Annotated in this window: 11 protein-coding genes and 1 riboswitch; of the genes, 7 read left to right on the plus strand and 4 right to left on the minus strand. The window is 45.0% G+C overall.

Annotation, left to right across the window (positions count from 1 at the left end):
• Positions 1-36: 36 nt before the first annotated feature.
• On the minus strand, positions 37-1,026 hold the full coding sequence (dapF, locus tag QUF07_RS06690) for a diaminopimelate epimerase (protein ID WP_289427048.1): 990 nt from the start codon (positions 1,024-1,026) through the stop codon (positions 37-39).
• A 31-nt stretch (positions 1,027-1,057) separates the two neighbouring features.
• Positions 1,058-2,428, minus strand: coding sequence for an aspartate kinase (locus tag QUF07_RS06695; protein WP_289427045.1), 1,371 nt, complete (start codon positions 2,426-2,428; stop codon positions 1,058-1,060).
• A 395-nt stretch (positions 2,429-2,823) separates the two neighbouring features.
• A riboswitch (Lysine riboswitch) is annotated at positions 2,824-3,003 on the plus strand.
• Positions 3,004-3,420: 417 nt separating this feature from the next.
• Between QUF07_RS06695 and lysA the strand changes: the two genes are divergently transcribed.
• From lysA to QUF07_RS06730, 7 genes are all read left to right on the plus strand, one after another.
• Positions 3,421-4,728: a diaminopimelate decarboxylase gene (lysA, locus tag QUF07_RS06700; RefSeq protein ID WP_056981461.1), complete on the plus strand. Its 1,308-nt coding sequence runs from the start codon at positions 3,421-3,423 to the stop codon at positions 4,726-4,728.
• A 24-nt stretch (positions 4,729-4,752) separates the two neighbouring features.
• Positions 4,753-5,463: a 2,3,4,5-tetrahydropyridine-2,6-dicarboxylate N-acetyltransferase gene (gene dapD, locus QUF07_RS06705; RefSeq protein WP_217165010.1), complete on the plus strand. Its 711-nt coding sequence runs from the start codon at positions 4,753-4,755 to the stop codon at positions 5,461-5,463.
• A 4-nt stretch (positions 5,464-5,467) separates the two neighbouring features.
• On the plus strand, positions 5,468-6,619 hold the full coding sequence (locus tag QUF07_RS06710) for an N-acetyldiaminopimelate deacetylase (protein WP_289427046.1): 1,152 nt from the start codon (positions 5,468-5,470) through the stop codon (positions 6,617-6,619).
• Between the two features lie 40 nt (positions 6,620-6,659).
• Complete coding sequence (dapA, locus tag QUF07_RS06715; RefSeq protein WP_217165014.1) at positions 6,660-7,565, plus strand: 4-hydroxy-tetrahydrodipicolinate synthase; 906 nt, start codon at positions 6,660-6,662, stop codon at positions 7,563-7,565.
• A gap of 35 nt (positions 7,566-7,600) precedes the next feature.
• Positions 7,601-8,374, plus strand: coding sequence for a 4-hydroxy-tetrahydrodipicolinate reductase (gene dapB, locus QUF07_RS06720; protein ID WP_217341845.1), 774 nt, complete (start codon positions 7,601-7,603; stop codon positions 8,372-8,374).
• 42 nt (positions 8,375-8,416) lie between these two features.
• Entirely contained in the window at positions 8,417-9,604 is a 1,188-nt protein-coding gene (locus QUF07_RS06725) for an aminotransferase class I/II-fold pyridoxal phosphate-dependent enzyme (RefSeq protein WP_289427047.1), read from the plus strand.
• Positions 9,605-9,974: 370 nt separating this feature from the next.
• Positions 9,975-11,057, plus strand: a complete 1,083-nt coding sequence (locus QUF07_RS06730; RefSeq protein ID WP_217165020.1) for an aspartate-semialdehyde dehydrogenase — start codon at positions 9,975-9,977, stop codon at positions 11,055-11,057.
• Between the two features lie 270 nt (positions 11,058-11,327).
• Here the strand turns inward: QUF07_RS06730 and QUF07_RS06735 are convergent, their stop codons facing one another.
• Together QUF07_RS06735 and QUF07_RS06740 are read right to left on the minus strand one after the other, a co-directional pair.
• Positions 11,328-11,552 (minus strand): helix-turn-helix transcriptional regulator, encoded by a 225-nt coding sequence (locus QUF07_RS06735; RefSeq protein ID WP_217165022.1) that lies wholly within the window; start codon positions 11,550-11,552, stop codon positions 11,328-11,330.
• A 101-nt stretch (positions 11,553-11,653) separates the two neighbouring features.
• On the minus strand, positions 11,654-11,786 hold a 133-nt coding region (locus QUF07_RS06740; RefSeq protein ID WP_289427049.1), incomplete at its 5' end, for a transposase.

Consider the following 11,786-nt stretch of genomic DNA (forward strand, 5'->3'; position numbering starts at 1 on the left):
ATTGAACTGTACCCTATCTTAGGCTTGTTTTAATGTTTAGAATCGGCCGTTATCGAGTGCGCCTACGAATTGATCGTAAGCATCCTGTTCGTTGGTTTCCTCAACTTCAGCATCACTCAAGTCATTTGCATGAAGAGCGGCTTCATCGATATCAACAGTGTGAGTGAAGGTGGCGTTACCAATCAAATCAATGGTGTAGTCGCCATCGTTATTATGAACACGGGTCTTGACCATGCCACCTGGATTATAAACGGTAATGGTCTTTTCAAATTCAGCCATGCCGGGCTTGTTCAAGCAAAAGGCCAAACTGGCAGCTGACATCCCAGTTCCGCAGGCGTTGGTCATGCCGACCCCGCGTTCGAAAGTTTGAACAAAGAGGGTGTTTGGCCCTTCAACTTCCGCGAAACTGACGTTCACACCATCTGGGAAATACTTGTTCTTATGATTGAGCATGGAACCTAACACTCTCAGGCCATCAGGCTTCATTGTTTTGAAGTTGCCAAAGCCAATCAAGTGGGGATTTGGAACTGCTAAGGCCGTAAAATGAACGCCAACCCCAAATTCAGGAATTGGTTGGTCAATGATTTTGTCCACGCCAAAGTTATCAAATGGCAGGGATTCCTTGTTGAAAGAAATGGGTGAAATTTCAACACTAAAGGTTGGTACACCAGCCGCGAGGTCAGCTTCTTTATGAACATCAAGGTCACTATCCTGGGTCTGAACCTTGAACTCATCCTTGCCATATTTTTCTGACAAGTAGCGGGAAACGGTTCTTAAGCCGTTGCCACACATTGAAGCGATACTACCATCCGTGTTGATGACTTCCATGCTGCCAAGCGCACCATCATGATCTGAACTGTCGATCACTAATAAGCCATCGGCGCCATTCAGAAGACCGGCTTTTTCATCCGTGATGTGTTTTGCCAAGTCAACTCGTTCCTGATCGGAAAGCTTATTTTTTAATTGCGTTTGATCAAGAATGAAAAATTGGTTTTGGGATCCGTGGACTTTTAATAACTGCACCATCATGTGTTCCTCCAATTATGAAACTGATTTGTTAAACCTTTAATTTCGTATTACTAAAGAAGTGCTGGTAAATATATTTGACAGTATCATCGGCATCCGATTCGCGAGTCCCCAACATGATTGAAATTCGGGATGCACCTTGGTTAATCATGTGGACGGCGATGCCATGTTCAGCGAGGGGACGAATAATGTTCTCAATAGTACCAATTTTAGCACGCATTCCCTCACCGACAACCATAATGATCGCATAATCGTCAATCCATTCCAAAGTATCAGGATTGAGCGTCTTCTGAATATCGGCACACATCTTGTGAATGGTGTCGGTATCCAGCTGATTACGGTCGAAAATAATGGTGAGGTCATCAATTCCGGAGGGCATATGTTCGTATGATACGCCATACTTGTATAAAATGTTCAAAATTTTGAGCGTAAACCCAACTTGTTTGTTCAGCAAGTAACGATGCAAGTAGAGAGCCGCAAAGCGATTTGAACCGGCAATTCCAGTTACCGGTCGGGTTGGGGTGACATCTTTTTCAGGGACAATTAGTGTTCCCGGCAGGTCAGGGTTATTGGTGTTTTTGACATTGATTGGAACTTGACCCTGGATAGCCGGAATGATGGCCTCGTCATTGAACACCGAAAAGCCGGCATAAGAGAGTTCTCGCATTTCGCGGAAAGTCATCTTGGTGATTGGCAGTGGATGATCAACGATCTTAGGGTTAGCAGCAAAAATGGCATCGACATCGGTGAAGTTCTCATATAGAGTAGCATTCAGACCGCGGGCGAGGATTGAACCGGTAATATCAGATCCACCCCGGGCAAAGGTTGCAATGTAACCATTTTTAGTGAAGCCGAAGAATCCAGGAAAGACGAGCTTTTCATCACCAACTTTAATTTTTTTGAGGTTATCATAGGTTTCTTCCAGCACAGACGCTTGGTTCGGATCATCGCTGAGTAAAATACCGGCTTCCTTAGGGTCAACGAAACGGGCTTTGGTTCCTGATTGAGTGAGGCAGGCCGCAAAAAGCTCAGCATTTAATCGCTCACCATGAGCTTTAAAAGCCGCCATCAAATAATCATCATTTGGATAGGATTGTTTTGGTAGCGACTCTAATTTGGCCTTAATGTCAGCTAATACAGCTTCAGGAACATTGAATCCTTGGCCAATTTCTTCATAACGAGTGAAAATATCAGCAACATACTTTGGATCGGTATCGCCTGCCAAAGTGGCATTGGCATATTTGATGAGCAGATCGGTTACCTTGATGTCACCAGCAAAACGTTTGCCGGGTGCAGAAGTAACCACAACCTTGCGATCTGGATCGGCTTGCACAATCTGAACGACTTTTTCAACGTGGGCGGCGTCCGCAAGAGAACTGCCCCCAAACTTGACAACTTTCATTAATTTCCACTCCCTGGATGTTCCCATCAATTAACAATTCGATTAGAAATCGTTAAAACGAATTCTAGCATTTTTGAATGAATTTGCAAGAGTGAGAGTGAGCGGAGCAAAGCGGTTAGAAGTCGGATCCTAAGTTAACCCAATCGGAAATCCCCGGGCTTGGGATTTTTGATTGGGTTAGCTTAGGTGCAGACTTCTGCTTTGCGGAGCGGTCCTAATCTACGTAAAAAACAACCCAACCACCAACCCATCCCCCAAACCAATAAAAAATTTTGTGCAGTATTACAATTTAACTTTCTCAATTCTATCTGTACATCTAGTATTCACACACTATCTTGCATAAATTTCCACAAACAGTTGACACTTTATGAGAAACATTATAGAATTATGTCAATTAAATCATTAGAGGTTGCGACCAACATCAGTAACCAGTGGAGTTCCTACTTGGACTTTGAAGCTGGCAAAAGGGGCGGTTGCCGAAGCACCAAGGGAGGTAGCCTTTGGCGCGCTGGGACTCAGCTTAAGAGGCTTTGGACTGTCGCCATGGTACGCCGTGGCGGGGCGCTAACGACAATTGATAAAGAATATTATTGCGACTATAAAATTCTGAGTCTCTTTGTTTGGCTAGCGCCGAATGAAGGGACTTTTTTTGTAGAGTGTGGAACCAAGCGGTTAGGAATCGCAGCATAAGACGCCTTTAGGAAAAATTCCTGGGCTTGGAATTTTTCCTAAAGGTGCTTATGTGGAGATTCCTGCTTGGTGGAACACATTTCATCTATGACGCCAAGTAGAAAGGTGCCTACGTGCAGATCGCTGCTTGGTGGAACACGTTTCATCCATGATGCCAAGCAGAGGCCGCTTATGCGTAATCTTCTGCCTAACGGAGTAATGGCATTCCATAACAGAGTCCATGCCTATGCGTCTTATATGAATCAAAAACATTGAATCAAAATTAACAGTCCATCAACTACAAACATTTGGAGGAACCCAACATGAGTAATCAGCTCGATCAGTTATCAGTCAATCAATCAGGCCATCTAGAAATCGGCGGTGTCGACAGCCTTGATCTGGTCAAACAATATAAAACACCATTGGTTGTCTATGATGTTAAGGCAATTAGAGATCAGATTCATCATTTCCAAAAGGTCTTTAACGATAACGGAGTTGATTATGCCGTCAGTTACGCCAGCAAAGCTTTTGCCTGCATCGCCATGTTTCAATTGGTGAATCAAGAAAATGCGCACATCGATGTTGTTTCTGGCGGTGAGTTGTACACCGCGATTAAAGCAGGCTTTCCAATGGATCATGTCAGTTTTCACGGCAATGACAAATCGGTTGATGAGTTGGAAATGGCTGTTGATCACCAAATCGGGGTCATCATCTTGGATAACTTCCATGAAATTGACTTATTGAAGCAGATTTTAGAGGAAAAAGACGCCAGCATCAATGTGATGTTACGGGTGACGCCCGGAATTTCCGCTCATACCCATGAATATGATCAAACCGGCCAGGTAGATAGTAAATTTGGATTTGATCTTCAAAGTGGTCAGGCCAGAAAAGCACTGGACTTAGTGCTGGCAGACAAACGGATGAACATGCTTGGCATTCACTGCCACATTGGTTCTCAGATTTTTGAAGTCAAGGGCTTTGAAATGGCGGCCACTAAATTGATCGATACATTAGGTCAATGGCATCAAGAAGTTGGGTACGAAGCCAAAGTGGTTAACGTCGGTGGTGGTTTTGGGATTCGCTACACTGAAGAAGACGATCCGATTGCCCCTGAGATGTTCGTGGACGCGATTGTCAAGGCGATCAAGAAACGAGTTGGTGAACTATCCTTACCAATGCCAGCCGTTTGGATCGAACCCGGTCGTTCAATTGCTGGCCCGGCAGGTTATAATCTGTACACAGTTGGCAGCCGTAAAGATGTTCCCGGGATTCGTTCGTATGTGACGGTAGATGGTGGTATGGGCGACAACATTCGTCCCGCTTTATACCAAGCCAAGTATGAAGCAGTCCTCGCTAACAATCCCAAGGCACCAATGAAAGAAACGGTTCGGGTTGCCGGCAAGTATTGTGAATCAGGCGACATCTTGATCCAAAAGCAGGCTTTACCCGCAACTAAGCCGGGAGACGTGCTGGCAATGCTGGCAACTGGGGCTTACGGCTACGCAATGGCGTCAAACTATAATCGTAATCCAAGGCCGGCTGTGGTATTTGTCGAAAATGGCAAGTCCCAGTTAGCAATTAAACGAGAAACATTTGCAGATTTAGTATCACTCGATCAACCACTACAATAGGAAATAACTCGAAGGAGAATCATAATGGATCAATTAAGCGCACGAGAAATCATCGATTTTATTGGTAATGCTGAAAAGAAGACGCCCGTCAAGGTCTATCTCGAGGGATCAATCAAGGACATCAAATTTCCAAAAACGATCAAGGCCTTCGCGGAAAAGCACACGGCTACCTTGTTTGGTGATTGGAAAGACGTCAAACATTTCTTGAAGAAAAACAAATCAGCAATCGATGACTATGAAATCGAAGCAAATTCCAGAAATTCCGCTGTTCCATTATTAGATGTTAAAGATATTAATGCCCGGATTGAACCAGGTGCGATTATCCGAGATCACGTCACCATCGGCAATAACGCTGTTGTGATGATGGGCGCCATTATCAATATCGGCGCGGAAATTGGCGATGACAGCATGATCGACATGGGCGTTGTCATGGGTGGCCGAGCCATTGTTGGGAAACATTCGCATATTGGTGCCGGCGCGGTGCTTGCCGGGGTGGTTGAACCCGCCTCGGCAACACCAGTCCAAATCGACGATAATGTGTTGATTGGCGCTAACGCGGTTGTCATTGAAGGCGTCCACGTTGGTGAAGGTGCGGTGGTTGCTGCCGGCGCAATTGTAACCAAAGACGTTGCTCCCCGTACAGTCGTTGCCGGTGTCCCTGCCCGTAAAATCAAAGATGTTGACGATAAGACAACATCTGAAACGGGTTTGGAAGACGATTTAAGAAAGCTGTGATTAAATGGCTCAAATCACTCAGGAAGCATTAATTGATATTCGCCGCCATTTACATGAACATCCAGAGTTGGCAATGCACGAGTTTACCACTCACGGTTATCTGCTGACGACGATCAAAAAGTTCAATCAACAGTATATTGAAATTAGAGAGGTTAAATCCTTACCGACTGCTTTGCTGGTTTATGTGAATGGCAGTGATCCTCAGCGGACAATTGGTTATCGAACTGATATCGATGCCTTGCCGGTGACCGAAGCTACAGGATTACCGTTCGCTTCCAAAAATCCCGGTGTGATGCATGCTTGTGGGCACGACATTCACATGACGGTGGCCCTTGGGGTTCTCAACTACTTCACGGAACATCAGCCAAAGGATAACATGATCTTCTTCTTCCAACCCGCTGAAGAAAGTGAAAATGGCGGTAAGGTTGCTTATGAATTAGGCGCATTTGAAGGAAAATGGCGGCCAGATGAATTTTATGGTTTGCATGACAATCCTGATTTACCGGCTGGCGCGATTGGCTGTCGGATGGGAACGTTATTTGCCGGGACCACTGAAGTGAACGTTGATCTGATCGGTAAAAGCGGGCACGCGGCTTATCCGCAAGATGCTAACGATATGGTGGTTGCGGCAGCCCAGTTCGTTAACCAAGTGCAGACAATTGTTTCCAGAAGCGTTAATCCAATTGAGGGTGGCGTGATCACCTTTGGCAAATTGGACGCCGGCACGATCCGAAATGTGATTGCCGGTCAAGCCCGAATCGAAGGGACGATCCGGGGGCTCACTCAGAAGATGATCGAGCACATTGTCGATCGACTACAGCAAGTTGCTGATGGGGTTGCCACTAGTTATGGTGCCAAGGTAGATATTCAATTTAATCAAGGTGGCTATTTACCAGTCGAGAATAACGACGAATTAACCAGACGTTTCATAGCATTTGCTAAACAGGACCCGAAAACAGAATTCGTTGAGACCGAACCGGCCATGACCGGCGAAGACTTTGGCTATCTGCTTTCGAAGATCCCGGGTACCATGTTTTGGCTGGGAGTCGATGATGACTCTCAACTGCATTCAGCGACCTTGAACCCGAAGGAGTCGTCAATTTCAAAGGGTGTTGGGTCAATTATCAGATTCTTGAATTACAGGATGAATGAGTAATCGATGAAGATCAAGGTCAATTAAGAAAGTAGGGGTTCTTATGATTAATGCAGATATTATGACAGCAATTATCACGCCATTTGGGGACGATGGGACAATCAATTTTGATGCCCTCGAACGACTCACCAATCATTGTATTGAAACTGGCAGTAAAGGATTTGTCATCGGTGGCACTACTGGCGAGACGCCAACTTTGAGCCATGATGAAAAAATCGAACTCTATACCCGATTTGCCAAGATTGTGGCTGGTAGAGGAACGATCATCGCCGGAACGGGAAGTAATAATACCCGCCAAACGACTGAATTTACCGCTGAAGTTAGCCAGATACCCGGTATTGATTACGCTCTGGTAGTTGTGCCATACTATAACAAGCCGAACCAACGGGGGATGGTTGCGCATTTTACAACGGTTGCAGCTCAATCTGCTGTTCCGATTATTATGTACAATATTCCTGGCCGAACTGGCGTGACAATGACAACCGATACCATCGTGGCCTTATCTTCGAACCCAAACATTGCTGGTGTTAAGCAGTGTGGGTCAATGGCAGACTTGGAGTACTTGGTTCAAAACGTTGCCCAAGGATTTAACGTTTACACAGGTGAAGATGCCCAGGCATTATTCGCTAAAACAGTGGGTGCTAACGGGGTCATTTCCGTTGCCAGCCATATCTATGGTAGTGAAATGCGTGAAATGTACGATGACTTGGCTTCAGGAAACGTTGACGCAGCGGGCAAATTGATGCGTGATCTCACCCCTAAAATGGCGGCATTGTTCATGTACCCATCACCATCTCCAGTTAAGGCTGTATTAAACGCCAACGGGTATGGCGTCGGGGATTGCCGTTTGCCGATTCTCTCGTTAAACGACGAGGAAGAGGCCAAATTGGCCACTGCCCTTGGGGTTGCCCAATTGTCAGACATTCCGTTTGATAAAGCACGGGTTTAAATTGAAAAAATAATGGTTAAAAAGGAGTTTTTCCGATGATCAAAGTTCTAGTAGCTGGATTTACGGGTTCAATGGGTCAAAAGACGGTTCAAATGGTCAATGAGACTGACGATTTTGAATTGGTTGGCGCCTATAATCCCGAAATTGATAGGAACCATCTGCAAGGGATGGGGTTGAGTGACAATGTGAAAGTCTTCAGTCAATTAGATGATATTCAAACTGATGCGGATGTCTGGATCGACTTTACGGTTCCGGCGGCTGCATTTGAGAATACCAAATTTGCGATTGAACATGGCATTCATCCAGTTGTTGGAACTTCAGGTCTGAGTGAAGACCAAGTTAAGACGTTACAGAAGCTTGCAGCTGAAAGACAGGTTGGTGGCATGATTGCACCGAACTTTGGGATTTCCGCAGTGTTGTTGATGAAATTTGCTAAGGAAGCTGCGAAGTACATGCCGGATGCAGAAATCATTGAAATGCATCACGAAGACAAATTGGATGCCCCATCAGGAACGGCACTTTCCACTGCTCAAATGATCAGTGAAGTCCGTGGTGACAAGCCAGCACCAGCATCAGAGGAAACTTTGAAGGGTGTTCGTGGTGGTGACTATCATGGCATCAAGATCCATTCGGTTCGACTGCCAGGTTACGTTGCCCATGAGCAAGTGCTTTTCGGCAGCAAAGGCGAGGCCTTAACCATTAGACAGGACTCGTTTGACCGTGGTTCGTTTATGAGTGGGGTTAAAATTGCGGTCCCATTTGCGGCCAAAGCGACGGAGCTCATTTTCGGATTGGAAAACATTTTATAACAACAACAGAGTTAAAATAGATATCAACAACGGGAGGATAAAATGCCACAGTTAGATAGCAAAATTTCAGGGATTGTTAACAAGAACGTTGCGTCAGTTGCCCCTTCAGGAATTCGAGAATTTGATCAGGAGATTTCATCAGTTCCTGGGATTGTGAAATTGACGATTGGTGAACCGGACTTCGACGTGCCGGAACATGCCAAGCAAGCTGCGATTGAAAGTATCAAGGAGAATAAATCACATTATTCAGCCCAAAAGGGAATTATTGAATTGCGTGAAGGTATCAGCAATTATCTTCAAAAGCGGACTGGCGTTTATTACGATCCGGAATCGGAAGTAATCGTCACGGTTGGTGCAACGGAAGCAATTTACTCAGCCCTAACCACGATTTTGAATCCTGGTGATAAGGTGATTGTCCCAACCCCAGCATTTGCGTTGTATTTCCCAATCATCAAAGTCGCTGGCGCAGAATTGATTCCAATTGATACTTCTGACGATGGTTTTGTCCTAACCCCTGAGAAACTGCAGGCAGCTCTCGATGAGAACGGCGATCAGGTTAAAGCAATTATTTTAAATTATCCAACCAATCCAACCGGCGTTGAATATTCTGAGGCCCAATTGAAGGCGTTGGCAGACATTATTTCTCAGCACAAGATGTATGTTTTGGCCGATGAAATCTACTGTGAACTGACTTATGGGGTTGAGCATCACTCAATTGCCAGCATGATTCCTGAGCAAACGATTTTGATCAATGGCTTGTCCAAGTCCCATGCGATGACCGGATATCGAATCGGTTATTTAGCCGCTCCCAAGGACTTTATTACCAATGCTTCCAAGATGCATGCATTTGTTGTCACCGCCCCTTCCAATCCTGCTCAGTATGCAGCTGCGGAAGCTTTGAAAAATGGTTTGGATGATCCAATCCCAATGCGGGCTACTTATGAGAAGCGGCGGGACTACATCGCGGATCGATTGAAGCAAATGGGGATGCAAATTGCCTTTCCTCAAGGCGCATTTTACATCTTTGCCAAAATTCCTGGTACAATAAACGAAACGTCAGTGGAATTTGCGACTAAATTGGCAAAGGAAGCTAAGGTTGGCGTGACCCCAGGTTCAGCATTTGGCCCTGGAGGTGAAGGTTGGATTCGAATGTCATATGCAGCCGCTGATGAAGATATCAAGTTGGCAATGGATCGCATGAATCAATATTTGTTAGAATTAGCTGAATAGGATAGCTGCGCAAAGCAAAAACTTCCGCCTAAGCACCTCCCGCAAAAATCCCAAAACCAGGGATTCTTGCGGGAGGAGACTTAGGCTCCAGTTTCTAATCTCACTATATTAGGACAGCTGCGCCGGGCAGAAACCTCCACATAAGCACCTTCAGCAAAAATTCCAAAATCGGGAATTTTCGCCGAAGGAGACTTATGTTCCAATTTCTAAATGCCCGGCTCCGCTCACTATATTTAGGACAGCTGCGCAAAGCAGAAAGCTGCGCATAAGCACCTTAAACCAAAATTCCAAAATCGGGAATTTCAGTTTGAGGAGACTTATGCTCCGCTTCCTAACCGCTTTGCTCCGCTCACTATAGAAAAGGAGTTTTATGATGAAAGAGTTTAACGTTGCAATTTTAGGTGCTACTGGTGCTGTTGGAACTCGGATGATCCAGCAGTTGGAACAATCAACCATTCCTGTAAAGAGTGTTAAGTTACTGGCTTCATCACGTTCCGCAGGTAAGGTGCTTCAATTCAAAGGCGAAGATGTGACCGTCGAAGAGACCACCCCAGACTCATTCAATGGGATTGATTTGGTGCTGTCTTCAGCAGGTGGCTCAACCTCTAAGAAGTTCCTGCCAGAAGCTGTTAAACGTGGTGCAGTGTGCGTTGATAACACCAGTGCTTTCCGAATGGAAAAAGAAGTGCCATTGGTCATTCCTGAAGTTAACGAAAAAGCGCTATACAATCATCGCGGTATTATCTCAAACCCCAACTGTTCAACTATTCAGATGGTGGTTTGTTTGGAACCCATCTATAAGAAATTTGGTTTGAAGCAAGTTATCGTTTCAACTTATCAAGCCGTTTCCGGTGCGGGTCAATCTGCCCTTAATGAGTTGATGGAAGAATCTCAACAAGTCTTGAACGGCGAACCAACTGATCCAAAGATTTTGCCAACTAAGGGTGACAAAAAGCATTACCAAATGGCCTTTAACCTCTTACCTCAAATTGATGTCTTCGAACAAGATGGCTATTACACTCATGAAGAGTGGAAGATGATCCACGAAACTAAGAAGATCATGTTGGACGACATGGATGCCAAGGACATCAAGGTAACAGCAACTTGTGTCCGAGTGCCAATCCGAATTGCTCATGGGGAATCAGTCTACATTGAGGTTGCCGACAAGAGTGCAACGACTGATCAGATTAAGGATGCGATGGCCCAAGCTGATGGCGTTGTCTTACAAGATGACACGGCTCACCAAATCTACCCACAGTCAATTAATGCTGAGGGTAAACGGGAAACGTTTGTTGGCCGGGTTCGCCCTGATTATGAAAACGAAGGGGCCTTCAACATGTGGGTTGTTTCTGACAACTTGTTAAAAGGTGCTGCCTGGAATGCTGTTCAGATTGCTGAACGATTAGTTGCTGATGATCTGGTGAGAGTACCGGACAATCCATATTTGGGCTAGTGAGCGACTAGCACCAGTCACGTTGGCGCTGTTGGTCTATAGGCAAGATAAAATCATTTATCTCAATTTAAAGAATTAACAAAAGGGTTGACCAATTTTTTCGAAGTGGTTGGCCCTTTTTACGTAATAAAAAAGCGAGACCCGGAATTTGAATGTCCCGGTCTCACTAATTGGCGATCAAAATAGTGATTGGATTTTTCATATACGACATATTTTGATATCTTACACTATATGTCGTATATGAAAGAAACGATAAGAATAGCAAAATGACTAAGCAAAGCCAATGATTAATTTTTTGTTGGCCGCATGGGCAATTTTTTCCATGTTTTTCATTGTGATATTGCCATTACCAGTTTCCCAACGAGCAATCGTTGGTTGAGGAACCCCGATTCGGTCTGCCAATTGCTGCTGGGTTAAATTGAGCGACTTACGAAGGTCAATGATTGCGGTTGCGTAATCAAATTGTTGGTCGTAGTATGCAATCTGCTTTTCCAAGCCGGGACGTTCCTTCGTAAAAATTTTAATGAAAGGATTCGCAGAAATCTCCTGATTTTAACCAGGTAGATGAATGCACAAACTAACACCAAAAGGTGTTATCAGCGTTGATTATCGATATAGTGTTCAACAACTTCCCTGCTCATGTAGTAGCTGCGTGACCATAAATGGCCACCCCAAAACTTTTGGGCTTTTACTTCCGGGTGCTTCTCAAAGAATAGGCGCGCAGAGCCA

Source organism: Lentilactobacillus sp. TOM.63, from assembly GCF_030361045.1.
GTDB classification, from domain to species: Bacteria; Bacillota; Bacilli; order Lactobacillales; family Lactobacillaceae; genus Lentilactobacillus; species Lentilactobacillus dabitei.